The 24,306-nt window shown below is 61.5% G+C and carries 26 protein-coding genes; 10 read left to right on the top strand and 16 right to left on the bottom strand.

What is annotated here, in order from left to right; all coding sequences use genetic code 11:
* Positions 1-13 precede the first annotated feature (13 nt).
* From purF to GQF03_RS03635, 12 genes are all read right to left on the bottom strand, one after another.
* On the bottom strand, positions 14-1,486 hold the full coding sequence (gene purF / locus GQF03_RS03690) for an amidophosphoribosyltransferase (RefSeq protein WP_161337823.1): 1,473 nt from the start codon (positions 1,484-1,486) through the stop codon (positions 14-16).
* On the bottom strand, positions 1,486-2,181 hold the full coding sequence (locus tag GQF03_RS03685) for a CvpA family protein (protein ID WP_161337822.1): 696 nt from the start codon (positions 2,179-2,181) through the stop codon (positions 1,486-1,488). The genes purF and GQF03_RS03685 overlap by 1 nt, the downstream gene beginning before the upstream one ends.
* 8 nt (positions 2,182-2,189) lie before the next feature.
* A complete protein-coding gene (gene radA / locus GQF03_RS03680; protein WP_161337821.1) occupies positions 2,190-3,572 on the bottom strand; it encodes a DNA repair protein RadA in 1,383 nt (460 codons plus the stop codon).
* Between the two features lie 70 nt (positions 3,573-3,642).
* The gene (locus GQF03_RS03675) at positions 3,643-4,419 is read right to left on the bottom strand and encodes an ABC transporter ATP-binding protein (RefSeq protein WP_161337820.1); all 777 of its coding nucleotides are present in this window, start codon (positions 4,417-4,419) and stop codon (positions 3,643-3,645) included.
* A gap of 5 nt (positions 4,420-4,424) precedes the next feature.
* Positions 4,425-5,201, bottom strand: a complete 777-nt coding sequence (locus GQF03_RS03670; protein ID WP_161337819.1) for an MlaE family ABC transporter permease — start codon at positions 5,199-5,201, stop codon at positions 4,425-4,427.
* 4 nt (positions 5,202-5,205) lie between these two features.
* Complete coding sequence (alr, locus tag GQF03_RS03665) at positions 5,206-6,318, bottom strand: alanine racemase (RefSeq protein ID WP_161337818.1); 1,113 nt, start codon at positions 6,316-6,318, stop codon at positions 5,206-5,208.
* 14 nt (positions 6,319-6,332) lie between these two features.
* A complete protein-coding gene (locus GQF03_RS03660) occupies positions 6,333-7,814 on the bottom strand; it encodes a replicative DNA helicase (protein WP_162858408.1) in 1,482 nt (493 codons plus the stop codon).
* A gap of 153 nt (positions 7,815-7,967) precedes the next feature.
* Complete coding sequence (rplI, locus tag GQF03_RS03655; protein ID WP_161337817.1) at positions 7,968-8,576, bottom strand: 50S ribosomal protein L9; 609 nt, start codon at positions 8,574-8,576, stop codon at positions 7,968-7,970.
* The gene (locus GQF03_RS03650; protein ID WP_161337816.1) at positions 8,576-9,529 is read right to left on the bottom strand and encodes a DUF2232 domain-containing protein; all 954 of its coding nucleotides are present in this window, start codon (positions 9,527-9,529) and stop codon (positions 8,576-8,578) included. The genes rplI and GQF03_RS03650 overlap by 1 nt, the downstream gene beginning before the upstream one ends.
* Positions 9,530-9,569: 40 nt before the next feature.
* Complete coding sequence (gene rpsR / locus GQF03_RS03645; protein WP_161337815.1) at positions 9,570-9,806, bottom strand: 30S ribosomal protein S18; 237 nt, start codon at positions 9,804-9,806, stop codon at positions 9,570-9,572.
* A complete protein-coding gene (rpsF, locus tag GQF03_RS03640; protein ID WP_161337814.1) occupies positions 9,806-10,231 on the bottom strand; it encodes a 30S ribosomal protein S6 in 426 nt (141 codons plus the stop codon). Before rpsF ends, rpsR begins: the two co-directional genes overlap by 1 nt.
* Before the next feature lie 189 nt (positions 10,232-10,420).
* Entirely contained in the window at positions 10,421-11,302 is an 882-nt protein-coding gene (locus GQF03_RS03635; RefSeq protein WP_161337813.1) for a LysR family transcriptional regulator, read from the bottom strand.
* A gap of 109 nt (positions 11,303-11,411) precedes the next feature.
* Here GQF03_RS03635 and GQF03_RS03630 point away from each other — a divergent pair, with 109 nt between their 5' ends.
* From GQF03_RS03630 to gmk, 10 genes are all read left to right on the top strand, one after another.
* A complete protein-coding gene (locus GQF03_RS03630; protein ID WP_161337812.1) occupies positions 11,412-11,900 on the top strand; it encodes a globin family protein in 489 nt (162 codons plus the stop codon).
* 175 nt (positions 11,901-12,075) lie between these two features.
* Complete coding sequence (fabD, locus tag GQF03_RS03625) at positions 12,076-13,029, top strand: ACP S-malonyltransferase (RefSeq protein WP_161337811.1); 954 nt, start codon at positions 12,076-12,078, stop codon at positions 13,027-13,029.
* 20 nt (positions 13,030-13,049) lie between these two features.
* Positions 13,050-13,787 (top strand): 3-oxoacyl-[acyl-carrier-protein] reductase, encoded by a 738-nt coding sequence (gene fabG / locus GQF03_RS03620; protein ID WP_161337810.1) that lies wholly within the window; start codon positions 13,050-13,052, stop codon positions 13,785-13,787.
* A gap of 187 nt (positions 13,788-13,974) precedes the next feature.
* A complete protein-coding gene (locus GQF03_RS03615) occupies positions 13,975-14,205 on the top strand; it encodes an acyl carrier protein (RefSeq protein WP_161337809.1) in 231 nt (76 codons plus the stop codon).
* Between the two features lie 57 nt (positions 14,206-14,262).
* Positions 14,263-15,519, top strand: coding sequence for a beta-ketoacyl-ACP synthase II (gene fabF / locus GQF03_RS03610; protein ID WP_161337808.1), 1,257 nt, complete (start codon positions 14,263-14,265; stop codon positions 15,517-15,519).
* 22 nt (positions 15,520-15,541) lie between these two features.
* Positions 15,542-16,522, top strand: coding sequence for an endolytic transglycosylase MltG (gene mltG, locus GQF03_RS03605; protein WP_161337807.1), 981 nt, complete (start codon positions 15,542-15,544; stop codon positions 16,520-16,522).
* 58 nt (positions 16,523-16,580) lie between these two features.
* Positions 16,581-16,784 (top strand): hypothetical protein, encoded by a 204-nt coding sequence (locus GQF03_RS03600; protein WP_161337806.1) that lies wholly within the window; start codon positions 16,581-16,583, stop codon positions 16,782-16,784.
* Positions 16,785-16,873: 89 nt separating this feature from the next.
* Positions 16,874-18,352, top strand: coding sequence for a hypothetical protein (locus GQF03_RS03595; RefSeq protein WP_161337805.1), 1,479 nt, complete (start codon positions 16,874-16,876; stop codon positions 18,350-18,352).
* Between the two features lie 26 nt (positions 18,353-18,378).
* Entirely contained in the window at positions 18,379-19,320 is a 942-nt protein-coding gene (locus GQF03_RS03590; protein ID WP_206376238.1) for a YicC/YloC family endoribonuclease, read from the top strand.
* A 12-nt stretch (positions 19,321-19,332) separates the two neighbouring features.
* Positions 19,333-19,983: a guanylate kinase gene (gene gmk, locus GQF03_RS03585; protein ID WP_161337804.1), complete on the top strand. Its 651-nt coding sequence runs from the start codon at positions 19,333-19,335 to the stop codon at positions 19,981-19,983.
* A 245-nt stretch (positions 19,984-20,228) separates the two neighbouring features.
* Here the strand turns inward: gmk and GQF03_RS03580 are convergent, their stop codons facing one another.
* The 4 genes from GQF03_RS03580 to GQF03_RS03565 form a co-directional block, all read right to left on the bottom strand.
* Positions 20,229-20,876, bottom strand: coding sequence for a tetratricopeptide repeat protein (locus GQF03_RS03580; protein WP_161337803.1), 648 nt, complete (start codon positions 20,874-20,876; stop codon positions 20,229-20,231).
* A gap of 296 nt (positions 20,877-21,172) precedes the next feature.
* Positions 21,173-22,000, bottom strand: a complete 828-nt coding sequence (rsmA, locus tag GQF03_RS03575) for a 16S rRNA (adenine(1518)-N(6)/adenine(1519)-N(6))-dimethyltransferase RsmA (protein ID WP_161337802.1) — start codon at positions 21,998-22,000, stop codon at positions 21,173-21,175.
* Position 22,001: 1 nt separating this feature from the next.
* Positions 22,002-22,970, bottom strand: coding sequence for a 4-hydroxythreonine-4-phosphate dehydrogenase PdxA (gene pdxA / locus GQF03_RS03570; RefSeq protein WP_161337801.1), 969 nt, complete (start codon positions 22,968-22,970; stop codon positions 22,002-22,004).
* 21 nt (positions 22,971-22,991) lie between these two features.
* Positions 22,992-24,245, bottom strand: a complete 1,254-nt coding sequence (locus GQF03_RS03565; protein WP_161337800.1) for a peptidylprolyl isomerase — start codon at positions 24,243-24,245, stop codon at positions 22,992-22,994.
* Positions 24,246-24,306 lie beyond the last annotated feature (61 nt).

Here is a 24,306-nt window from a genome sequence, read left to right as displayed (position 1 = left end):
TTTTATCTGTTTGTCAGAAGCGCTCGGCGAGCAGGGTGAGTTCCTTCGCGGCGCCGTTCTCGTTATCGACCAGCTCGATCGGGTAGTCGCCGGTGAAGCAGGCGTCGCAATATTGCGGCTGTTTCGCGTTGCGCCCGTCCTCGCCCATGGCCCGGTAAAGCCCGTCGAGGGAGATGAAGTTGAGGCTGTCGGCGCCGATGAAGGCGCACATCTCATCGAGGTCATATTGCGCGGCGAGCAGCTTGTTGCGGCTCGGCGTATCGACGCCGTAGAAGCAGCTATGGGTCGTCGGCGGGCTGGCGATGCGCATATGCACCTCCGTCGCGCCGGCCTCCCGCACCATCTGCACGATCTTGGTGGAGGTGGTGCCGCGGACGATACTGTCATCGACGAGGATGACGCGCTTGCCGCTGATCAGCGCGCGGTTGGCGTTATGTTTCAGCTTGACGCCGAGATGGCGGATCTGGTCCGTCGGCTCGATGAAGGTGCGGCCCACATAATGGTTGCGGATGATGCCGAGATCGAAGGGAATGCCCGATTGCTCCGCATAGCCGAGGGCGGCAGGGGTCCCGCTGTCGGGCACCGGGATGACGAGATCGGCCGGGACCGGATTTTCGAGCGCCAGCTGGCTGCCGATGGATTTGCGCACATCATAGACCGAGCGGCCCTCGACCACGCTGTCGGGGCGGGAAAAATAGATATGCTCGAAAATGCAGAAACGCTTGGGCGGGGCGGAGAAGGGGAAATGGCTGGAAAGGCCCTTCTCGTCGATGACCACGACCTCCCCGGGGGCGACATCGCGGACGAATTCGGCACCGATGATATCAAGCGCGCAACTTTCCGAGGTGAAGATATAGGCATTCTCAAGCCGACCCAGCACCAGCGGCCGCACGCCGTAGGGATCGCGCATGCCGATCAGCTTCTTGCCGGTCATGGCGACCAGGGAATAGGCACCGGTGATCTTCGACATGGCATCGATCAGGCAGTCGACGATGCGGGTCTTCTTGCTGTTGGCGACGAGATGGATGATAACTTCCGTATCCATGGTCGACTGGAAGATGCTGCCCTCCAGCACCAGGCGGCGGTGCAGGGTCGAGGCGTTGGTGAGGTTGCCGTTATGGGCGACGGCGAAGCCGCCGTTGGCGAGATCGGCGAAAATGGGCTGGACATTGCGAAGGACGGTGCCGCCGGTGGTGGCGTAGCGGTTATGGGCGATGGCGGCGCTGCCCTTGAGGCTCTTGATCACTTCCTCGGTCGAGAAATTGTCGCCGACCTTGCCCATGGCCTTGTGGGAATGAAAATGCCGGCCGTCGTGGCTGACGATGCCGGCGGCCTCCTGTCCGCGGTGCTGCAGCGCATGCAGGCCGAGGGCGGCGAGGGCGGCCGCTTCCGGATGGCCGTAGATGCCGAAGACCCCGCATTCCTCATGCAGCTTGTCGTCATCAAAGGGGTTGCACGAAACGCGGGGGGCGGAAGGCTCTGTCATTAGGGTTTTTCCTGTGTGGTGCTCTTCGTCAGGTTTTCCATCTGCTGTCGGGCCTGGTCGTCATAGCCCTTGTCGAGGAGGGATTTCGCATCCTCCATCGTGTTCTTGAGGCCGTCCTTCACGTCCTCGGGCAGGTCGTCATATTTCTCTTTCAGGCGATCCATGGTGTCCTTGTCGCTTTCCTTCGAAATATTCAGATTCTCCTGCATGTCGGGCGGCAGCAGCCGCGCCACGAATTCTCCGCTCTTGGCAATAATCGGCAGCGTCTTTGCCTGCAAAATCCACTCCGGGCGGTCCTTTTCGGGGATGAACTGGACGAAAATCAGCCAGAGGATCCCGAGCAGGATGACGCCGCGCGCAATGCCGAAAAAGATCCCGAGCGAGCGGTCCAGCGCACCGAGGCTGGAGGCCTTGACCTTTTCCGATATCGCATGGCTGATATAGGACAAAATGACGAGGGAGAGAATAAAAATCACCGCGCCGGTCAAAATATCCGCGATCAGCAGGTTCAGGATAAACTCCCGGGCGAACGGCTGCAACAGCGGAAAGAGGTAAAGGCTGAGGAAAACCGCGCCGATCCAGCCCGCCACCGACAGCGTTTCCTTCACGAACCCGCGGATGAATCCGAAAATCGCCGAAATCAAAAGGATAACCAGAACAACGGCATCCGCGCCCTGGATAGGCATATTCTCCATGGATACTCCTATACTGCCCGGGAGACCTGCTTCGTCTCGCTGAAGAGACTGACGATTTCCCGTAAATGTTCAACCTCGATAATCTTCATCTTGCTGTCTTTGATCTTGCTGCCCGCCGGGATGACGGCGGTGGTGAAGCCGAGCTTCGCCGCCTCCTTCAATCGGGCGTCCGCCTGGCCGACAGGGCGAATCTCTCCCGACAGGCCGATCTCGCCGAAAAACAGGCTGCCCGGCGGCACCGGCACATCCGAGATCGACGAGACAAGCGCCGCCGCGACGGCCAGATCCGCTGCCGGTTCCTGCACTCGCAATCCGCCCGCCACATTGAGATAGACCTCGCTCCCCGAAAAGGAAAGGCCGCAGCGGGTATCGAGCACGGCGAGCAGCATGGCGAGGCGGGCGCTGTCCCAGCCGACGACGGCGCGGCGCGGTGTGGCCTGCGGCGTGGCGGCGACCAGCCCCTGAATCTCCACCAGCAGCGGGCGGGTGCCCTCCATCCCGGCAAAGACCGAGGCGCCGCTGATCGTCTTGCCGGGGCTACTGATGAACAGGGAGGAGGGGTTCGCCACCTCCCGCAGGCCCGCGTCCGACATCTCGAAGACGCCGATCTCGTCGGTCGCGCCGAAGCGGTTCTTGACGGCGCGCAGGATGCGGAACTGATGGCCGCGATCGCCCTCGAAATAGAGCACCGTATCAACCATATGCTCGAGCACGCGGGGACCGGCGATCTGTCCATCCTTGGTGACATGGCCCACCAGGATGACGCTGGTGCCGGTCTTGCGCGCAAGGCGGATCAGCTCCTGCGCGCTGGCGCGCACCTGCGCGACCGTGCCCGGCGCACTCGGCAGGTTGTCGGCGAACACGGTCTGGATCGAATCGATGACCAGCAGCTTCGGCGCGGGGGTGGCCTTTTCGACGCTGGTGATGATGTCGCGGATCGAATTGGCGGAGGCGAGCTGCACCGGCGCATCCGCAAGGCCGAGACGCTGGGCGCGCATGGAAATCTGCTGCGTCGCCTCCTCCCCGGAGATGTAGATACAGGGGGAGGCGGCGAGCGCCATTTTCGCCACCGCCTGGAGCAACAGCGTCGATTTGCCGATGCCCGGATCGCCGCCGATCAGCACAGAGGAGCCGGGCACGAAGCCGCCGCCGAGCACCCGGTCGAGCTCGCCGATATGGCTCAGCGTGCGCGTATATTCGGAAATATCCGCATTGAGCGCGGTGAAGGTGAGGGCGCGGCCCTTGCCGAGGGTCATCCCGCTCGGGACGGCGACATCGGCGGTGCTTTGCACAAGCGTGTTCCATTCCCCGCAGGAATCGCAGCGGCCCTGCCATTTCCGGTAGGTTTCGCCGCAGTGCTGGCAGGTGAACTGTTCGCTGGATCGCGCCATTCAGCTTTCCGTTTAATCCGTTCCGGCCAGGGCCGTGAAAATTTCAAAAAAGGGCGGAGCGCCCCACAAATCAGGGTTTCAGAATATCCACTTTGATCGGTCCATCCACATCCCCATGGACAAATTGCTCCACATAGGGGTCGCCGCAGGTATTAATATCCGTGGCCGGGCCCGCCCAGACCACATTCCCCTTATAAAGGAGCGCGATGCGGTCTGCAATTTTTTGCGCGCTTTCCATGTCGTGGGAAATGGTGAGCGTGGTCGCGCCGAGGTCTTGCGTACAATCGCGGATCAGGGTGTCGATGACGTCGCCCATGATCGGATCGAGGCCCGTCGTCGGCTCATCGAAGAAGATGATCTCCGGCTCGGCGGCGATGGCGCGGGCGAGGCCGACGCGCTTTTGCATGCCGATGGAAAGCTCCGCCGGGCGCTTGTCCGCCAGATCGGCGCCGAGACCGACGAGGGAGAGCTTCTGGATGGCGATTTCCTTCGCGGGCCCGCGCTTCATGCCATGCGCCTGGATCAGGCCGAAGGCGACATTCTCCCAGACCGTCAGGCTGTCGAACAGCGCCGCATACTGGAACAGCATGCCGGTCTTGCGGAGCACCTGTTCGCGCCGGTGGCCGCTGGCGTTGGTGATATCCTCCCCGTCGATGAGGATCTGCCCGCTTTCGGGCTTCAACAGGCCAAGGATGCATTTCAGCATCACCGACTTGCCGGTGCCCGAGCCGCCGATGACGACCAGCGATTCCCCCTTGGCGACCGAGATATTGAGATTATCGAGAATGACCTTCTTGCCGAAGGACTTGCAGATGTTGCGAAGCTCGATTTTCGGTGTCTCGGCCATGACCCTTAGTCGATCAACAGGACGGTGAGGAAATAGTCGCTGATCAGGATCAGCACGAAGGAGGAGACCACCGCGTTCGTCGTTGCCCGGCCGACGCCCTGCGCCCCGCCGGTCGAGTTGAAGCCGTGGTAGCAGCCCATCAGCGAGACGATGAAGCCGAACACGCCCGCCTTGATCAGGCCCGAGACCACGTCGCGGATTTCCAAAAATTCGAAGGTGTTTTTCAGATAATTGCCGGGATTGAAGCCGAGCTTCTCCGTCGAGACGAGAAACCCGCCCGAGACGCCGATGATATCGCCGATCAGGACCAGCATCGGCAGGGTGACCATTCCGGCGATCAGGCGCGGCGCGACCAGGTACTTGAACGGGTTGGTGGAGAGCGTGACGAGGGCGTCGATCTGCTCGGTCACCCGCATGGTGCCGATTTCCGCGGCGATGGCGGCGCCGACGCGGCCGGCGATCATCAGCCCAGAGAGCACCGGCGCCAGTTCACGGGTGAGGCCGATGACGACGATGGTGGCGACCGCGCTCTCGGCGTTGAAACGGGACGATCCGACATAGATCTGCAGCGCCAGCACCATGCCGGTAAAGAGCGCCGTCATGCCGACCACGGGCAGCGAGTAATAGCCGATATCCATGAACTGCTTGCCAAGCAGGCGAAGATAGAAGGGCGGGACGATGCAGTGGCGCAGGCTCTGCCCGGTGAAGATGGTGATGCGGCCGACCGCCGACATGAACACCAGGAAAACCCGACCGATGGTGGCTAGAAAATTCTTTTCCATGACGTCAGCCCGTGCCTTCCAGATACTCACGGTAGTAGCGGCTGCCGAGCGAGGTCAGAATCTCGTAGGGAATGGTGTCCGCATGGGCGGCCAGCTCATCGAGCGGCACCGCCCCGCCGATCAGGTCGACAAAGCCGCCGACCTGGCAGTCACCTTCGGGAACCGTGCTGACATCGATGGTGATTATATCCATGGAAACGCGCCCTACTACTGGAACCTTGATATCCTTGATCGCACATTCAGCCTTGTTACCCAGGGCGCGAAAATAGCCATCTGCGTAGCCAACCGACACGCTGGCAATCCGGCTCGGCTCGCCGGTCCGGAATGTCGCACCATAGCCAACGGGGGATTCACTGTCAACGTCCTGAACCTGCAGGATTCGGCCCCTGAGGCGGACCACCTCCTGCATCGGATTGGGCGCGCCCGCATGGGGATTTCCGCCATAGAGCGCGATGCCGGGCCGGACCATGTCGAAGTGATACTCGGGCCCCAGGAAAATCCCGGCGGAATTGGCGAAGGAGACGGGCGTGTTTTTCAGCTTTTCCGGCAGCAAGGCGCGGAAATGACGGAGCCGCTCCAGCTGCTGGCGGTTCATCGGGTTGTCCGCGTCATCGGCGCAGGAAAGGTGGCTCATCACGAATTCCACCTCGATATTCTCAAGCAGCGCCGGATCGGCGGCGAGGCGGCGGATGTCCGTCTCCAGCAGGCCGAGGCGGGTCATGCCGGTATCGAGATGAAGCAGCGCCGGGAGCGGGCCCCGCCGCGTCGCGAAGTCCGCCCATAGGCGGAGGTCGTTGAGGGAATTCAGCACCGGATCGAGGCGGTATTCAAGATAGGCCGGCTCGGTTTCCGGCAGCAATCCCGCGAGGATATGGATTTTCGCGTCCGGCAGGAGCTTGCGCAGCGTGATCCCCTCGGCGGGCAGGGCGACGAAGAACCGCCGGCAGCCCGCCTCAAAGAGCGCCGGGCCGACCCGCTCGATCCCGAGGCCATAGGCATTCGCCTTGACGGCGGCGGCGCATTCGGCCGGTGCCGCGGTGCGCGCAAGCAGTCGGTAATTGGCCTTGAGGGCCGCAAGGTCGATGGTCAGATGCGCGCCGGCAAGTTTACTCTCCATACCCGCCGACCCTCCTAGTGATGATCGGGGAGATATTCGTCGGATACGAAATTGCCAAAGCGGGTGAATTCCGGCTTGAAATGCAGCTTGATGATGCCGATCGGGCCATGGCGCTGCTTGCCGACGATGACTTCCGCCAGGTTATGCAGGCGGGCCATGCGTTCCTGCCAGTCGGCATGCTCGGGCGTGCCCTCGTTGGGCTCCTTGCGTTCCTCGTAATAGGCTTCGCGATAGACGAACATGACCACGTCGGCATCCTGCTCGATCGAGCCGGATTCGCGCAGGTCCGAGAGCTGCGGGCGCTTGTCATCGCGGTTCTCGACCTGTCTCGACAACTGCGAGAGGGCGATGACGGGGATGTCGAGTTCCTTGGCGATGGCCTTGAGGCCCTGTGTCACCTCGGAGATTTCCTGCACCCGGTTGTCCTGCCGCCGGCCCGAGCCCTTCATGAGCTGGAGATAGTCGACGACGATGAGGCCGAGGCCGTGGGTGCGCTTGAGCCGCCGGGCGCGGGTCCGGAGCGCGGCGATCGAGAGCGCCGGCGTATCGTCGATATAGAGCGGCAGTTCGGAGAGAAGCGCACTCTGCGGCACCAGCTTGGTGGCGAATTCATCGTCCGTCAGGTCGCCGCGCCGGAGCTTTTCCGAGCTGATCTCGGTGGCTTCGGCAAGGATACGGCCGACCAGCTGTTCCGCCGACATTTCCAGCGAGAAGAAGCCGACCACCGCGCCTTCCTTGCCGCCGGTCGCGTGATAGGCCTTGGCGGCGTTATAGGCGATATTGGTGGCGAGCGAGGTTTTCCCCATCGACGGGCGTCCGGCGAGAATGAGCAGGTCCGACTTGTGCAGGCCGCCAAGCTTGCCGTCCATGTCCTTCAGCCCAGTCGTCACGCCGACCAGGTTGCCGTCGCGCTGGAACGCCTCCTCGATGGATTTGAGCGTCTCGTCGACAGCCAGGCGGATCGGCATCAGCGCCCCTTCATGGGCACCGTTCTCGGCCAGCGCGAAGAGCTTCTGCTCCGCCGTCTCGATCTGCGAGGTGGCGGTCTCGTCGACCTCCGCGTCATAGGCGGTATTGACGATTTCCTCGCCCAGCATGATCAGCTCGCGCCGCATCGCAAGGTCATAGATCAGCCGGCCGTAGTTTTCCGCATTGATGATGGTCGTCGCCGAGGCGGCAAGCCGCGCAAGATACTGCGATCCGCCGATATCGGCGAGGGCGCTGTCATGATCGAAATAGGATTTCAGCGTCACCGGATCGGCAATCTCGCCGCGCTCGATCAGGATGCTCGCCGCATCATAGATGCGCCGGTGCACCTCCTCGGCGAAATGCTCGGCCCGGAGAAAGCCCGATACCTTCGCCGCCGCGTCGTTATTGACGAGAATCGCCCCGAGAAGATCCTGCTCCGCCTCGATATTATGCGGCGCGGAGCGATAGCCGGGCCCGGCTTCCCCCTCGTCCTTTACGCGGCCTTCACTAAGCGACACAGTTTCCATAAATTTATACTAGCACAATTCGGTTGATAGGGTAGGGCTATACAGGAAAAAACCAGTCCACAGGCTGTGAGTCATGGGGATAAAAAAACGGCGCCGTTCGCGGGCGCCGTTTTCTCTCGTTCCGGGGCGGGGGTGGCCGCCCGATCCGTTTAATTATTTCTCGTCTTCGGTTTCGCCCTCGACGACTTCTTTCAGTTCCTCGACATCGACCTCGGCGGTGGATTCGAAGACATTGATCACCGCTTCGTCGCGGGCATCGAGCTTGGCTTCGGCGACTTCCTCGACAGATTCGCCGCGGGCCTGGATATCCGCTTCCTCGTTCGAGCGGGCGATATTGACAACCACGCCAACCGTCACTTCCGGATGCAGCCGCACCTTGATGTCATGCAGGCCAAGGGTTTTCAGCACCTTGTCGAGCACGATCTGCTTGCGGTTGACGGTGAAGCCGGCCGCGGTGATCGCCTTGGCGATGTCCTGCGTGCTGACCGAGCCGTAAAGCTGCTGTGAATCGGAGGCGGCGCGGATGATGACCACGGCCTCGCCATCGAGCTTCTCGCCGACTTTTTCCGCTTCCTCGCGGCGCTTGAGGTTTTCCGCCTCGAGCTGGGCTCGCTGGGTTTCGAAAATCGAGAGATTTTCCTTGCTCGCCCGGAGCGCCTTTTTCTGCGGCAACAGGTAATTGCGGGCATAGCCGTTCTTCACCTTGACGACGTCGCCCATCTGTCCGAGTTTTTCAACTCTTTCCAACAATACTACTTCCATCAGTCTTCCTCCTGGCGGGGGGATACGGCAAAGCGGCGCCTGAACCCGACCCAAGTTTCCAACAGTCCCAAGATCGCGATGATCAGGACCATCCATACCATCATAACCGTCGCCACATAAATTGCGCCCAGAATAAAGGGGCGGGCGCTCCATCTATGCGACACCACATGGACAACCGCCATTCCCTGTATGAAGAACAGCGTCACCAGCGTGATCTCAATCGCCCCCAGCAGCGGGAAGGCGGCATCCAGCACAACGCTGAGAACCGTCGCCGCGATGAAGGCGAGGGCCAGCCAAACCGGCAGCCCCATCTTCGTCAGTTCCGGTGTCGGCCGGATATTCTTCTTGAAGCGGACCAGCAGCCCTTGCGCCAGGCAGCCGCTCAACAGAATAAACAACCCCCACATCGGGCCCAGATATTGCGGCATCAACAGCACAAATTCCGCGCCACTTATCTGCGGGGCGACACCCTGCATCTCCTCAACCTGCGTCAGCATCTGGTCGAACCCGTCGATCAGCCCCTGGCGCAGCGCATCGTCAAAACTCAACAGCCCCATGGCCATCAGGGTCAGGGCGATGCAGATCCCGGCCCACCACATCAACAGATAGTCGGCCGGATACCAGTATCTTATGCCGTCACTCTCCCGCCAGAGCAGCGCCTGCCGCACCAGCAGGATCACCGGAAGCCCGGCAATCATCGCATAGGCGACGGCGAAGGGCATCCCGATCGCCAGGCCTGCGACAACCGTGCTGGTCAAGACCGAGATGGCGGCGCTTCTGACGCCAAAGCCGAGCCCGGACACGAACAGCGGAACGAGTGACAGGATCCAGAAAATCAAGGTCTGGATCGCCATTCCGAAACTGGTGCCACCCGCATTTCCGATGATGGAGAGGGTGACAAGCGCGGTATTCAGGATACCAAGCGCAACGGCGATGACAATTTCCTTGACCATCAGGATCGGCCAGAGGCGGCACGCGCCGCCTCCGGTCTTGTTACTTTACAAGGAACGGCAGCAGCGCCAGATGCCTTGCGCGTTTGATGGCCGTCGCCAGCTCGCGCTGTTTCTTGGAGGAAACGGCGGTGATGCGGCTCGGCATGATTTTCCCGCGCTCGGACACATAGCGCTGCAGCAGCTTGACATCCTTGTAGTCAATCTTCGGCGCGCCTTCCCCGGAAAAGGGGCAGGTCTTGCGGCGGCGGAAAAACGGGCGGCGTTGTGCGTCAGCCATTATTCTTCCCCTTCACTGTCTGTATCAACGGACTCATCGTCGGAGGATGTGTCCACGGTTTCTGCTTCGTCCTCATCGCGGTCGCGCCGGCCCGGACGGGCGCTGCGGGTCTGCAGCATGACGCTATCGCCTTCTTCCAGTTCGTCGACCTTGATGGTCATATGGCGCAGCACGTCTTCATTGAGACGCAGGTTGCGTTCCATTTCCTTCACGGCGTCAACCGGGGCGTCGAGATTGAGGAGAACATAATGGCCCTTGCGGTTCTTCTTGATCTTGTAGGCAAGATTGCGAAGGCCCCAGTTTTCGACCTTGGCGACATTGCCGCCACCATCGGTGATAAAGCTGGACATATTTTCGGTCAGCGTTTCCACCTGCTGGGTGGAGATGTCCTGACGCGCAATAATAACTGTCTCGTATAGAGGCATATATAAAGCTCCTTATGGCTCTTGAATGTCTGGAGTTACACCCTGTAACCGCCCAGACTTAGCCGACCTCCGCCGGCAAGGAGTATTGAGGCGGCGGACTATACAGATTTTACCACGATATGCAAGTATGCTTGACAGGAAATTTTGCGCCTATTAACCGATCGGCGCGGGAAAGGCCTCACCTCTGCCCTAAGACGCCTCCGCCAGAGAGTTCTGCGGGTCTTTCGCGATGATATCGGCCAGCGCCTCGACATTGGGGGATGTCGCGTCCTTTCGCCAGATCAGGAAGGTTTTAAGCCGGTTCATTCCCTCCGGCAAGGGGTGGCGGACCAGGCGTTTTGCCTCCGGGAAGGTGCAAAGGACGCTTTCCGGCAGCAGCGCCGCGCCCATGCCGGCGATAACGCAGCCGAGCATCGCATGATAGGAGGTCAGCTCCACTATCCGTTCGGGCATGTCGCCCCGGCTGGCGTACCAGGCCTCCAGCAGGCGGCGATGCGGGCAGCCGTTTTCGAATACCAGCATGGTTTTCGGCACGCCGTCATCGAGATTGATGTCGGGAAAATCCGCGCCTGTCACGATAATCGTTTTCTCGACAAAGGCGGGAAGACTCTCGAACCGCGCCTCTGCCACCGGTTCGGCCACCAGCGCCGCGTCCAATTCCCCGTTGAGGAGCGACGTGGAAAGTTCCGTCGGCGTGCCGGTCCTGAGTTCAAGCTGCACCTTCGGATACCGCGCGCCATATTCCGACAGGAGCGCCGGCAGCCGCACCGCCGCCGTGCTTTCCATCGAGCCAAGGCGGAAGACGCCGCGCGGGTGCGGATCGCGGATGGCGCTTTGTGCCTCCTCGGCGAGGGCGAGCAGCCTGTCCGCATAGCCGAGCAGGATTTTTCCCGCCGGGGCAAGATGCAGGCGCTTTCCCTCCCGGATGAACAGGGGGACCTGCAGGTCTTCCTCAAGCTGACGGATGCGCGTCGTTACATTCGATTGCACCCGGTTGAGATGCTCCGCCGCGCGGGTGATGCCGCCCTCGCGGACGACAGCGCGGAAGATGGTGAGGTCGGATAAATCCATTTATATCTCATTTTATGATGAAAAATATCATTATTATTCATTTTTAATAATTTTCGTCAAGATTTATATCCTTGTCATCCCGTCGCAACGAACCGGACTGGAGACATGGATGACACCGCAGCAGATTGAACTTATTCAGGCAAGTTGGGTTAAAGTGGGGCCGATTGCCGACACGGCGGCGGGCCTGTTTTGCGACCGCCTGTTCGAAATGGATCCGGATATGCGGACCCTGTTCCGCCGCATCCCGACGGAGGAACAGGGGCAAAAACTTGTGCAGGGGCTGGACAATATTGTGAAGGGCCTCACGCAGTTTGAGGCATTTCAGGGCGAGTTGAAGGCGCTCGGCCGCCGCCACGCCGCCTTTGGGATGCTGGAGAGGCAGTACGATACCGTCGGCGCGGCGCTGGTCTGGTCGCTGGAGCGCGGCCTTGGCGATATCTGGACGGACCGGCTCCGCGATGCCTGGATTGCCGCCTTTACGACCATTTCCAGGGTCATGCGGGACGGGGCGTCCGAAGGCTCTGCGCCGAAGGAAGCGTCCCACTGGCCCGGCAATGTGCCGGGATGGCGCCCGAGTTATAACAAATTCTGGCTGTAATCCGCCTTTCGGCCGTTTCAGGCCGCCCGCCGCCGGTGAGGTTGACCTTCCATTTCCTCGACCGGCGGCGGATTTCCGGTGTCCGCTGCATCGCGGGTCAGCTATCTCTCGACAAGGGCCGATGATTTCCTTTATTAGTCTCTGGACCCAGAAACAAAATCGGACCCGAAAAACCATGACACGTGCATTTGTATTTCCCGGCCAGGGCAGCCAGGCCGTCGGTATGGGGCAGGAACTGGCGCAAACCTACGCCGCCGCCCGCGAAGTCTTTGAAGAGGTGGATGAGGCGCTGTCGCAGAACCTCACGAAACTGATGTTCGAGGGGCCGATCGAGGAACTGACCCTGACCGAGAATGCGCAACCCGCCCTGATGGCGGTCAGCATGGCCGTGGTCCGCGTTCTTGAAAAAGACGGCAATATGGAACTGGCGAATACCGTCAAATATGTCGGCGGTCATTCGCTCGGCGAATATTCCGCGCTTACCGCCGCGGGCGCGCTGGAGATTGCGGACGCGGCCCGGCTTTTGAAGGCGCGCGGGCAGGCGATGCAGCAGGCGGTGCCGGTCGGTGTCGGCGCGATGGCGGCGCTGCTCGGCCTCGATATCGGCCCGGTCGAGGAGGTTGTGGCCGAGGCCGCGGCGAAATCCACCAACGGCGAGATCGTTGCCGCCGCCAATGACAATGCGGACGGGCAGGTGGTTCTCTCCGGCCATAAGGGCGCGGTCGAGGCGGCCATCGAGATCGCCAAGGAAAAGGGCGTGAAGAAGGCCATGCTGCTCCCGGTGAGCGCGCCGTTCCATTGCCCGCTGATGCAGCCCGCCGCCGATGCCATGGCGGAGCGACTGAAAGATGTGGTGATCGCGCCGCCGAAAGTCCCGCTTATCGCCAATGTGACGGCGAGCGAGGTGAGCGATCCCGATACCATCCGCCGCCTGCTGATCGAGCAGGTCACGGGCCGGGTGCGCTGGCGCGAGAGCGTCCTTTATATGGGCGAGAACGGCGTATCCAGCCTGGTCGAGCTTGGCGCAGGGAAAATCCTGACCGGCATGGTCCGGCGGATCAATCGCGAAATGACCGGCTCCGCCGTCGGCACGCCCGCCGATATCGACGCCTTTCTGGCCAGCCTCTAACTGATACGGGAGTAGACGAGATGTTCGACCTTACGGGAAAATGCGCGCTGGTGACCGGCGCCTCCGGTGGCCTTGGCGCGGCGATCGCGCGGGATCTGCATAAACGGGGCGCGACCGTCGCCCTCTCCGGCACGCGCGAGGATGCGCTCAATGTGGTCGCCGGGGAGCTCAAGGACCGGGCCCATGTGACGCCCTGCAACCTCGCCGACGGCGCGGCGGTGGATAACCTGATCAAGCAGGCCGAAGAGGCGATGGGGCAGGTCGATATCCTCGTCAATAACGCCGGGCTGACCCGCGACGGCCTCGCCATGCGCATGAAGGACGAGGACTGGGACCTGGTCATGGATGTCAATCTCAAGGCGGCGTTCAAGCTTTCGCGCAACGCCCTACGCGGCATGATGAAGCGGCGCTTCGGGCGGATCATCGGCATCACCTCCATCGTCGGGGTGACCGGAAATCCGGGGCAGATGAACTATGCCGCCTCGAAGGCGGGGATGATCGGCATGTCGAAATCGCTGGCGCAGGAGGTGGCGACGCGCGGCATCACGGTCAATTGCATCGCGCCCGGCTTCATCGGCACCGCCATGACCGACGCGCTGCCGGACGCGCAGAAAGACGCGCTGCTCGCCGCCGTGCCGATGGGCACGCTGGGACGGCCGGAGGACATTTCCGCCGCCGTCATTTATCTCTCCTCCGCCGAGGCAGGCTATATCACCGGCCAGACTCTGCATGTAAATGGCGGGATGGCGATGATTTAACGGGGAGCGCCCCGGACGCCCGTCACAAAAAAGTCAAGGCGGGCGAGGTTTCCTTTGCAAGATGAGTAAAGTATGTTAGGAAGCCGCACGAAATTCACCGCCGATGGTGCTTGAATTTTTGGCATCTTGGCGGTAAGGAATGAGCACCTATATATTTTGAACTGTCGGATTATCTAAGGATACAGCTATGAGTGATATCGCAGGGCGTGTAAAAAAAATCGTCGTTGAACATCTCGGTGTAGATGAAAGCAAAGTGACGGACGAAGCGAGCTTCATTGACGATCTGGGGGCGGACAGCCTGGACACCGTTGAGCTTGTCATGGCGTTCGAGGAAGAATTCGGCATCGAAATTCCCGACGACGCCGCAGAAAAAATTCTGACAGTTAAAGACGCGATCACGCATATCGAAGCGGCCTGATCCGCCGGGACCAATGGTCCCGGACCTCTTTTTCTGAAACAAATCATTGGGTGACGCATGCGACGAGTGGTGGTAACCGGGCTGGGGCTTGTGACCCCGCTGGCGAACGGAGTTGAGCCGACCTGGAAGAAGCTGATTAACGGCGAATCCGGGGCAGCGATGCTTACCAAGATCGACACGACCGATCTGCCCGTCCGCTATGGCTGCGAAGTCCCCATTGATCCGGACAGCCCGGATTCCTTCATCGCCAACGACTATCTGGAGCCGAAAGAGCAGCGGAAAGTCGACAGTTTCATCCTCTTCGGCATTGCCGCGGCGGATGAGGCGATCAAGGACAGCGGCTGGCAACCGGCGACGGAGGAGGAATTCTGCCGCACCGGTGTCACCATCGGCTCCGGCATCGGCGGCCTGCCCTCGATCGAGGCGAACGCCATCACCCTGCATGAGCGCGGCCCCCGGCGGATCGGCCCGTTCTTCATCCCCGGCGCGCTGATCAATCTCGTCTCCGGCCAGGTGTCCATCCGTCACGGCTACAAGGGACCGAACCACGCGGTCGTCACCGCCTGTTCCACCGGCGCCCATGCCATCGGCGATGCGGCGCGGATGATCGCCGACGACGATGCCGACGTGATGGTCGCGGGCGGCGCCGAAGGCGCGATCTGCCGCCTCGGCATTTCCGGCTTTGCCTCCGCCAAGGCGCTCTCCAATTCCTATCATGATGCGCCGGAAACGGCCTCCCGCCCCTATGACAAGGGCCGCGACGGCTTTGTCATGGGCGAGGGCGCGGGCGTTGTCGTGCTCGAGGAATATGAGCATGCCAAGAAGCGCGGCGCGAAAATCTACGCCGAGGTGCTGGGCTACGGCCTCTCGGGCGATGCCTATCATATCACCGCGCCGTCAAGCGACGGTGACGGCGGCTTCCGCGCCATGCAGATGGCGCTGAAGAAATCCGGCCTCAGCGTCGACGATATCGACTATGTCAACGCCCACGGCACCTCGACCATGGCCGACTTTATCGAGGCGCACGCGGTCGAAAGACTTCTCGGCGCTCATGCCAAGAATGTCGCCATGTCCTCCACCAAGTCGGCAATCGGCCATCTGCTCGGCGCCGCCGGCGGGGTCGAGGCGATCTTCTCCATCCTGGCGATGCGCGACGGTATCGTGCCGCCGACGATCAACCTGCATGAGCCCGAACAGAGCACGGCGCTCAACCTCGTGCCGGTCAAGGCGCAGGAGAAGAAAGTCGATGCCATTCTCTCGAATTCCTTCGGCTTCGGCGGCACCAACGCCTGCCTCGTGATGAAGCGCATCTGACCGCAAGGGCGGGGCGGGCGCAATGACAAAACGCATTCTCTATGCCCTTCTTGTCCTTGTCCTCGTCGGCGCAATTGCCGTGGCGGGCACGCTCGGCTACGGCTGGCATCTTTTCAAGTCCCCCGGACCGCTCAAGGCCGAGACCGTCTATGTCGTGAAAAAAGGGACGGGGCTGCGCGCGCTTGCGGATGATCTCAAGAAAAACGATATCATCAACAATGACCTGGCCTTTATTCTTGGTGTAAAGCTTGAGGAAAACGCGAGCCGCCTCCAGGCCGGGGAATATCGCGTGCCCGCCGCCATTTCGGGGATCGAGCTGATGCGGCTGTTCGTCTCGGGCAAGGTGATCGAGCGGCTTCTCACCATCCCTGAAGGGCTGCAGAGCCGGGAGATCCGCGCCCTCGTCGAGGCGGCGCCGGGCCTTGAGGGGGAGATCACGCGCGACATGCCCGAAGGCGCCTTCCTGCCCGAAAGCTACCAGTACCGCCTCGGCGATACCCGCGACGCGCTGGTGGACCGCATGGCGCAGGCGATGCAGGGGGCGATTGCCGCCGTCACCGCGACGACGCCGCTGCCCGAGGTGATAAAGAATTCCGAGGAATTGATTACCCTTGCCTCCATCGTCGAGAAGGAAACCGCGCTGCCCGAGGAGCGGCCGCTGGTCGCCGGGGTGTTCCTCAACCGCCTGCGCAAGGGGATGAAGCTGCAATCGGACCCGACGGTCGTCTATGGCATTACCGGGGGCCAGCGCGATCTCGGCCGGCCGCTCAGCAAGAAGGACCTGGCGACGCCGACCGATTACAACACCTACCAGATGACCGGCCTGCCCAAGGGGCCGATCGCCAATCCGGGGCTTGAGAGCCTGCGCGCCGTGCTGCAGCCCGAGGAGACGACCTTCCTCTATTTCGTCGCTGACGGCACCGGCGGCCATGCCTTTTCCGTCACCCTCGATGAGCATAACGACAATGTCCGCAAATGGCGAAAACTTAACCAGAATAAATAATTTTTTGCTAATTTGATTTTGTTCAAGAATATGGATTGGGTATGGAGGTTGGACAGAAATGATTAGCAGATTACTAGCCGTTCTTGTTTTGGTTGGTGCGATTGCAGGTTGCAAAACAACTGACGAAAACATGGCACATATTTGTGAGTATATTAAAAGTCGATATGAAAATACCGGAGGGAAGGACAACCCAAACCATCAAACCGAAAAAGCAAAACAACAAAGGGAAATGTGTCGGCAATTTATTTCTTGGGAAGAATAGTAATCAGTCAGGTAAAATAATCTGACTTGACACAAATCGCGCCGGCAGACGTCTTTCCTCAAACAAAGGCAAAGGAGCGGCGCGGGCGCATGGTCAGCACGGACACCATTCAGATGCTGCTGAGGCAGCGACAGGAACTGCGCGAGTCGCTGCTGGAACTGCGCAAGGAGATCGAGACGCTGGATGCCACCTCGCTCAATCTCGTGAATAAAAATTTCAAGAACCAGCCCGCCGGGAAGACTCCCGCGCCCGCCGGAGCGCCCGCGCCCGCGCAACCGGCCGCCGCGACTCCGCCCGAGGCCGCCGCCGCCGCGACGCCAACGCCGACACCGACGCCAACGCCGACACCGACACCGACGCCAACACCGACCCAGGCCGTGGACGAGGCACCGGCGCCATCGCCGGAGCCGAAACCGGCACCGATGCCGGAACCCAGGGCGACGGCGGCTACCCCTGAACCCCCATCCGCGCCGGAGGTGGACGCAACGCCAGTGGCGGCAGGGGAGGCGTCGCCGCCCGCGCCGAAATCACCCGTGGAGGCCGCGCCTCTCCGCAAGGAGCCGGTCCTTGCGCCGCCGCCGGAACCGAAACCCGCGCCGGAACCGGCCACGCCCCCCGCAGTCACGGGCCACGAGGACGCGGCGAAAGATGATGCACAACAGGCGAAACCAAAAGAGGCGGCGGTACCAGCCGCGCCCCGGATCGATGCGGTGGCCCATCACGACGCGGCTCCGCAGGAGGCTGCGCCCACAAGCAACGCATCATCTCATCCCGATACCGCTCGTCCCGAGGCGGCTCATCCCGGTACGGCCGCGCATGGCGCGCCGGCGGATCATGACGAACTGGAGGCGCTGATCGGCAAGGCGGAGGCCTTGTCGGGCTATCTTCTCGATCACCCCACCGATGTGTCGCCCGCCGATCTTGGTGCCTTCAATGCGGCGATTACGGTGAGCGCGGCGGCGACGACCCGCGCCGAAAAGACCGCCTGCTATCACACCCTGCAGGCTGCCTATCGCAAGGTCGCCGGGGCGAGTTTCGCGAGCAGCGGGGTCAACGGCACGACGCTGGAGGATAGCGCCGCCGGATCGCCACTGCTCTGGACGATTCCCTTTTCCCTCAGCCTCCTTATCATCGTCGTCTTTCCGCTGCTGCTGCTCGCGCGGCATCTGGCGGGCCAGATGTTCACCACCGATTTTGCCGCTGACCTCACCTTCGCCGTCGGCCTTGTCGCCGCCTTCCTCTGGGGGACGGTAGGGGCGCTGACGCTGCTCGCGCTCCATATCGCGATCGAGATGCGCCGCCGCCGCTTCGATGGCGGCATCCGCCTCGCGCCGGGGCTTCGTGGCGCCCTCGGCGGGCTTACGGGCGCGCTCTGTTTCCTGCTCCTCGAACCCTGGCTGCCGATGAGCGGTGCAATGGTGGACTTCGCCCTTGACGCGGCGGCCTTCGCGGGCGGGCTCCTCTCGGCGCTGCTGTTTGCCGCGATCCAGCGCGTTGTCAGCGACGCCGTCGGCCTGATCGAGCCGAAATCGCCCCGGCCCGCCGTCTCCAGACCCGCGAAAAAATAACCGCCCGCGCTTGTCGCCCCGGACGGTTGAGGATATACAGGGGCGATCATTTCCGGACCCGGGGGCAAGAGGCGACTTTGACGATAAACAGCATGACGGGATTTGCCCGCGCGAGCGGCGCCTTGGATGGCCTCGCCTGGCTCTGGGAGATCAAGAGCGTCAATGGCCGCGGGCTCGAGGTGCGCTGCCGCCTGCCGGCGGGCTTCGATTTCCTCGAGGACAAGCTGCGCAAGGCCGCCAAGGCCAAGTTCGAGCGCGGCAATATCAACCTGCATCTACAGTTCGAGAACCGCGCCGCCGAGACCGCCTACAAGGTCAACCGGCGGTTCCTCGACGAGCTTTTCGCGCTTGCCCATGACTATGTGCAGAACGGACAGGCGCGCCAGCCGCGCATCGACGGCATGCTGGCCTTGCGCGGCGTTATCGAGCCGAAGGACGATGCCGTCGCCGAGACCGATGCCGAGGCGCTCGGCGCGGCGCTCCTCGCCTCGGCCGGGGAGCTGATGGACGGCCTTGCCGCCATGCGCGCGGAGGAGGGGGCACAGCTCCGTCCGGTGCTGCTCGCCCAGCTCGACGAGATCAAGACACTGGTGGCGCGGGCGACGGACCTCGCGGCCGGCTGGCCGGAGCGGGCGCGCGAGAAGATCCGGGCGCAGATGGCGCTGATCCTGGACGCCGGCACTCTCGACGAGGCGCGGCTCGAGCAGGAACTGGCGCTGCTCACCACCAAGGCGGATATTTCGGAGGAGCTGGACCGGCTCACCAGCCATGTCGCAGCGACGCGCGAAATCCTCGTGGGGACGGGCAAGGGCGCGGTCGGGCGGCGGCTCGACTTCATCTGCCAGGAATTCAACCGCGAGGCCAACACCCTCTGTTCGAAGGCGAACGACAAGGAACTGACCCAGATCGGGCTGGACCTCAAGGTGCTGGTCGACAAGATGCGCGAACAGGTTCAGAACATTGAGTAGGAGTTGTTGAGGATGTCATCTGAAGTCGGGACGGAGGCGCTGACGCGGCGCGGGCTGATGCTGGTGCTCTCTTCGCCGTCGGGGGCGGGGAAAACGACGATTTCGCGGGCGCTGCTGAAGGAGGAGGACAATCTCGTCATGTCCGTCTCGGCGACCACCCGGCCGCGCCGCCCCGGCGAGGAGGACGGCAAGGATTATTTCTTTGTCGAGCCGGTCGATTTCAACCTGATGATCAACCGCGACGAACTGCTGGAGCATGCGAAAGTCTTCAACCATTATTACGGCACGCCGCGCGCGCCCGTTGAAACGGCGCTCTCCGAAGGGCGGGACATCCTGTTCGATATCGACTGGCAGGGCACGCAGCAACTCGCCCAGAAGGCCGGCGATGACCTGGTCAGCATCTTCATCCTGCCGCCCTCCACCGCGGCGCTCGAAAAACGGCTCAAAACCCGGGCGCAGGACAGCGCCGAGGTAATCGCCCAGCGGATGTCCAAGGCGTCGGAGGAAATCAGCCACTGGCGCGAATATGACTATGTGGTCGTTAACGAGGATGTCGATCACTGCCTGGCCGAAGTCAAGGCGATCCTGAAGGCGGAACGGCTCCGCACCCGCCGCCGCGCCGGGCTGATCGATTTCGTCAACCGACTTCGTGAGGGATATTAGACGGCAGCAAACACCCACTCGGGGCGGCAAAAGGAATTTAGAAGTCACCATCAATTCGGGCTTGGCTTTGCGTTCTTAAGGTCCAATGCACCATACTCATAAAGTGTTCTCTTAGCTCGTGTCCGGAAATGCAAAGGGCAGTGAGCGCAGGGCCGTGTAGTGCTAGAAGCGGACACTGAACCTTACACACAATTGAGCTGCTTTTCGTACAATCGTCATCTATTTGTCGCCAATTGTGGAATAACCTATTTCTCATCCAGATATTTGCATGCCTTCTTATCGCCAAGATCACAGCCCTTTTGAAGAGAGGCTTGTCCCCGTTTTTTATCCACCGGAACGGCTGACCCCCTTTTTTCATCCCCCGGAACCGTAGAGCCTTTTATCAACATCATTCCCAATCCGCTGCAGACTTCAGCGTAACCGCCGTCGCAAGCTTTTTGAAAATATGAAATTGATTTGGAAATATCTTTATCCACGCCAGCTCCTTCGACATAAAACGTCCCCATATATGCACATCCCTCCATTTCTCCTAACTCACATGATTTATCAAACAATCCAATTATGACACTATCTTCTGGCGTTTTATTTTTACTATCGCCAAACGTTATAGTTGCCACGTACCAGCCACCAAGCTTCAGGCAACTCTTTCCATGGCCTCTATCGCAGGCTTTGTTCAAAAGGCTAATGGCCATTTCCTTGTTATGACTGACACCAAGCCCGAGAAGATATCTTTCCGCAAGGAAATAGCAGCTTTGTAAGTCCTCTTTTTTACAAGCCGCCTCTTGATCGGAAACCGATGATGATGATGTAATTTCGCTCGCGGCAGCTACCGTGCACATCATTGCTGTTAGAAAATAAAATAGAAAAATGCTGTAATCACGTAAAGCTTGCATCAAAAACCTCAGAAAATAGCGAGTTGATTAATTTAGTTTAGATTTAAAATAGTAATATTCCAGCATAAATTGAAAACACATCCATAACGTCAACTAGGTGATTGAGATGGTACCTAGGGATGGTAGCGATCCTTCAACACGCGGCTAGTGCCTTGGTATGCTTGATGATTGCGGTAAATGAGGCCGCAGAAATACAGAGTCTGCTTAGGGTCATAAACAGACATTGGCCCGGCGTTTCGCCTCTTTCTGATTTCGTCAACCGCCTGCGCGAAGGTTATTAACCGGTTAAATATCGTTTATTCGTAACCCCGGGCGAGGGCGCAGAATTCCTTGACCGAGAGTTCCTCGGCCCGGCGGGTCGGGGTGATCCCGGCTTTTTCCAGCATGTCTTCCGGCGGTTTGCCAAGCGGTTTGAGGCTTGCCCGCAGCATCTTGCGGCGCTGGCCGAAGGCGGCGGCGACGACCTTTTCCAGCACCGCCGGATCGGCGGGATAGAGAGGGGTTTCGCGCGGGCGCAATGTCACCACCGTGCTCGTCACCTTCGGCGGCGGGGTGAAGGCGCGCGGCGAGATATCAAACTCCCGCCGGGTGTCGCAGAGCCACTGGCAGAGGACGCTGAGCCGGCCATAGGCCTTGGTGCGGGGCTGCGCGGTGATGCGGTCGGCCACTTCCTTCTGGAACATCAATGTCAGGCTCGAAAACCGCTCCCGCCCGGCCAGCCATTTGATCAGCAGCGGCGTCGCCACGTTATAGGGGAGGTTGGCGATGATCTTCGCGCGTCCCTCGAACAGCGCGGTCTCGTCGATCGCGAGCGCATCGTCATTGACGATCTCGAGCCGCCCCGGATAAGCCTCCGCGATATCGGCAAGCGCGGGCAGGCAGCGGCGGTCCTTCTCGATGGCGATCAGCTTTCTGGCGCCCGCCGCCAGAATGGCGCGGGTCAGGCCGCCGGGACCGGGGCCGATCTCGATCACCGTCTCGCCCTCGAGCTGTCCGGCGCACCGGGCGATGCGTCCCGTCAGGTTCAGGTCGAGCAGGAAGTTCTGACCCAGGGATTTTTCCGCATTGAGGCCGTATTTCGCGATCACCTCACGCAGCGGCGGCAGATCGGCGGGATCCGCCATCCTAGGCCCCGGCCATCAGCGCCGCGAGTTTCAGCGCCGCGATCAGGCTGGCCGGGTTGGCGATGCCGCGCCCTGCGATATCCTCCGCCGTGCCATGGTCGGGGGAGGTGCGGATGATGGGGAGGCCGAGCGTCACATTGACGCCGCCGTCGAAATCCAGCGTCTTGATCGGGATCAGCGCCTGGTCGTGATACATGCAGATGGCGGCGTCGTATTTCGCCCGCGCGGCATCGTGAAAGAGGCTGTCGGCAGAATAGGGGCCGGTGATCTCCATGCCGGTCGCGCGCAGCTGTTCGATCACCGGGCGGATGATGGTTTCCTCCTCCGTGCCGATGCTGCCATCCTCCCCCGCATGGGGATTGAGCCCGGCGACGGCGAGGCGCGGATGATCCAGGCCGAAGCGGGTGATGAGGTCCGCATGGGTCGTCTCAATCACATGGGTGAGCAGCCCGGCGGTGAGCCGGGCCGGGACCTCGCGGATCGGGATATGCACGGTCGCGGGCACCACCCGCAGCTTCGGGCAGGCGAGCATCATCACCGACTTGCCCGGCCGTCCGGTCAGCGCCGCCAGATATTCCGTATGACCCGGATGGTCGAACCCAGCCTCATAGAGCCGCTTCTTGTGGATGGGATTGGTGACGAGGGCCGCCGCCCGACCCTCCTCGCAAAGCTCGGTTCCGAGGCGGATCGCCGCGATCGTTTCCTCGGCTTCGCTGAGGCCCGGATCAAGGGGGAGAAGCGGCAGGGCCTTCGTGAATCTCTCCCGCGCGTCCGCGGGCTCGCTGATCTCGGCAAGCGGGATATCGGGGAAGAGGGCGGCCATCTGCGCCGTTACCCCCGCGCGCCCGCCGATCAGGAAGAAGGGGGCAAGCTGCTCCTCTCTTCTCACGCGCCAGGCCTTGGCGGCGATCTCGATGCCGATGCCATTGGGGTCGCCCTGGGTGAGCGCAAGCAGGGGAGAGCCGGTCATTCGCCGCGCGCCCCGGGCCGCCTAGCGGGTTTCGATGGTGGCCGCATTATGGATATCCTGCAGATAGCCGCGCGAGCGGTTTTCGGCCCGGCGAAGCATGATTTCGCGGCGGATCTCGTCGGGGTCGTTGGTCCGCGCCTGGGGATCGTTGCGCCCGCAGACGACGAAGATCCGGTAGACATCGCCGTCCTGATAGGGCGCGCTGACGTCGTTCACCTTCATGTCCTTGAGGATCGTCTTGATATGGTCGGGCATGTCGCCGAGGCGGACGCGGCCGATCTGCCCGCTGTCGCGGCTGTTGAGCTCGGTCAGCAGGGTCGGCAGGTTGCGGCAGCCGTCGACGACGTTGCTGATGGTGGTGGCGAGTTTTTTCTGGTCGTCGGCATCGGCGCTGCTGCCGGCGGCCGGCGGCGGCACGACGATCTGGGTGAGGTCGAGGGCGATGTCGTCGGGATTGTCATCGAGGATCGCGCGTTCCTGCTGGATCATGACGATGTAATAGCCGGAGGGCGTGCGGATCGGGTCGGAGACCTGACCGGGCTGCAGATTGTCAAGGACGGCGGCGATTTCCGGCTCGACCTCTTCGTCCAGCACCCAGCCGATCGATCCGCCCGAGGCTGCGGTCGCGCCCTGGCTCACCTGCGCGGCGGCGCGCTGGAACGAGGCGCCGGCGCGGATCTGCGAGACCAGGTTGGCGACGCCCTCGCGCAGCTGTTGCTCGTTAGTGCCGGTATCGATGGGGAGGAAAATCTCGCTCAGCAGATATTCCGTCTTGCCCTTGTTGGCCTCCAGCCGCTCCTGCACCGCCGCGACTTCGTCATCGGAGACGGTAATGCGCGGCAGGATACGCTGCTCGATCAGCAGGTTCCAGGTGATGTTCGCCCGCACCTGCGCCAGCATCGTCTCGATGTCTATTCCATTTCGCTCGAGCAGCGTGTTGATCTCGCCGGGCCGCATGCCGTTTTGCTGTTCGAGATATTTAACGGCTTCCAGCACTTCTTCATCGCTGACGGTAACATTGTAGCGCTGGGCTTCCTGCAATTTCAGCCGGTCGTCGATCAGCCGCGAGACCGTCGGATTGACCAGCTGGCGGCGCGTCTCTTCGGTATCGGGGAATCCCGACAGCACGATGGTCAGCTTGATCCGCTGGGTGAGGTCATAGCCGGAGATGATCTCGTCATTGACGACGGCGACAATCTTCTGCACATCCTGCGCCAGCGCCGTCAGAGAGACACATATCAGGGCCATGGCGGCAAGCAGCGCGTTTTTAATCATTCGATGGATCGGCATCGGTACAAATCTTTAACTCGTTTCACAAAGAATACAGCCGCATGAT

Source organism: Sneathiella chungangensis (genome assembly GCF_009882935.1).
Classification (GTDB): domain Bacteria; phylum Pseudomonadota; class Alphaproteobacteria; order Sneathiellales; family Sneathiellaceae; genus Sneathiella; species Sneathiella chungangensis.
Note: the sequence above shows the minus strand (reverse complement) of the source record. Positions and strands in the feature narration are given on the sequence as shown.

Excerpts from the sequence above, each read along its gene's own strand:
- purF (WP_161337823.1), bottom strand. The coding sequence starts at position 1,486 with ATGACAGAGCCTTCCGCCCCCCGCGTTTCGTGCAACCCCTTTGATGAC.
- GQF03_RS03685 (WP_161337822.1), bottom strand. The coding sequence starts at position 2,181 with ATGGAGAATATGCCTATCCAGGGCGCGGATGCCGTTGTTCTGGTTATC.
- radA (WP_161337821.1), bottom strand. The coding sequence starts at position 3,572 with ATGGCGCGATCCAGCGAACAGTTCACCTGCCAGCACTGCGGCGAAACC.
- GQF03_RS03675 (WP_161337820.1), bottom strand. The coding sequence starts at position 4,419 with ATGGCCGAGACACCGAAAATCGAGCTTCGCAACATCTGCAAGTCCTTC.
- GQF03_RS03670 (WP_161337819.1), bottom strand. The coding sequence starts at position 5,201 with ATGGAAAAGAATTTTCTAGCCACCATCGGTCGGGTTTTCCTGGTGTTC.
- alr (WP_161337818.1), bottom strand. The coding sequence starts at position 6,318 with ATGGAGAGTAAACTTGCCGGCGCGCATCTGACCATCGACCTTGCGGCC.
- GQF03_RS03660 (WP_162858408.1), bottom strand. The coding sequence starts at position 7,814 with ATGGAAACTGTGTCGCTTAGTGAAGGCCGCGTAAAGGACGAGGGGGAA.
- rplI (WP_161337817.1), bottom strand. The coding sequence starts at position 8,576 with ATGGAAGTAGTATTGTTGGAAAGAGTTGAAAAACTCGGACAGATGGGC.
- GQF03_RS03650 (WP_161337816.1), bottom strand. The coding sequence starts at position 9,529 with ATGGTCAAGGAAATTGTCATCGCCGTTGCGCTTGGTATCCTGAATACC.
- rpsR (WP_161337815.1), bottom strand. The coding sequence starts at position 9,806 with ATGGCTGACGCACAACGCCGCCCGTTTTTCCGCCGCCGCAAGACCTGC.
- rpsF (WP_161337814.1), bottom strand. The coding sequence starts at position 10,231 with ATGCCTCTATACGAGACAGTTATTATTGCGCGTCAGGACATCTCCACC.
- GQF03_RS03635 (WP_161337813.1), bottom strand. The coding sequence starts at position 11,302 with ATGGATTTATCCGACCTCACCATCTTCCGCGCTGTCGTCCGCGAGGGC.
- GQF03_RS03630 (WP_161337812.1), top strand. The coding sequence starts at position 11,412 with ATGACACCGCAGCAGATTGAACTTATTCAGGCAAGTTGGGTTAAAGTG.
- fabD (WP_161337811.1), top strand. The coding sequence starts at position 12,076 with ATGACACGTGCATTTGTATTTCCCGGCCAGGGCAGCCAGGCCGTCGGT.
- fabG (WP_161337810.1), top strand. The coding sequence starts at position 13,050 with ATGTTCGACCTTACGGGAAAATGCGCGCTGGTGACCGGCGCCTCCGGT.
- GQF03_RS03615 (WP_161337809.1), top strand. The coding sequence starts at position 13,975 with ATGAGTGATATCGCAGGGCGTGTAAAAAAAATCGTCGTTGAACATCTC.
- fabF (WP_161337808.1), top strand. The coding sequence starts at position 14,263 with ATGCGACGAGTGGTGGTAACCGGGCTGGGGCTTGTGACCCCGCTGGCG.
- mltG (WP_161337807.1), top strand. The coding sequence starts at position 15,542 with ATGACAAAACGCATTCTCTATGCCCTTCTTGTCCTTGTCCTCGTCGGC.
- GQF03_RS03600 (WP_161337806.1), top strand. The coding sequence starts at position 16,581 with ATGATTAGCAGATTACTAGCCGTTCTTGTTTTGGTTGGTGCGATTGCA.
- GQF03_RS03595 (WP_161337805.1), top strand. The coding sequence starts at position 16,874 with ATGGTCAGCACGGACACCATTCAGATGCTGCTGAGGCAGCGACAGGAA.
- gmk (WP_161337804.1), top strand. The coding sequence starts at position 19,333 with ATGTCATCTGAAGTCGGGACGGAGGCGCTGACGCGGCGCGGGCTGATG.
- GQF03_RS03580 (WP_161337803.1), bottom strand. The coding sequence starts at position 20,876 with ATGCAAGCTTTACGTGATTACAGCATTTTTCTATTTTATTTTCTAACA.
- rsmA (WP_161337802.1), bottom strand. The coding sequence starts at position 22,000 with ATGGCGGATCCCGCCGATCTGCCGCCGCTGCGTGAGGTGATCGCGAAA.
- pdxA (WP_161337801.1), bottom strand. The coding sequence starts at position 22,970 with ATGACCGGCTCTCCCCTGCTTGCGCTCACCCAGGGCGACCCCAATGGC.
- GQF03_RS03565 (WP_161337800.1), bottom strand. The coding sequence starts at position 24,245 with ATGATTAAAAACGCGCTGCTTGCCGCCATGGCCCTGATATGTGTCTCT.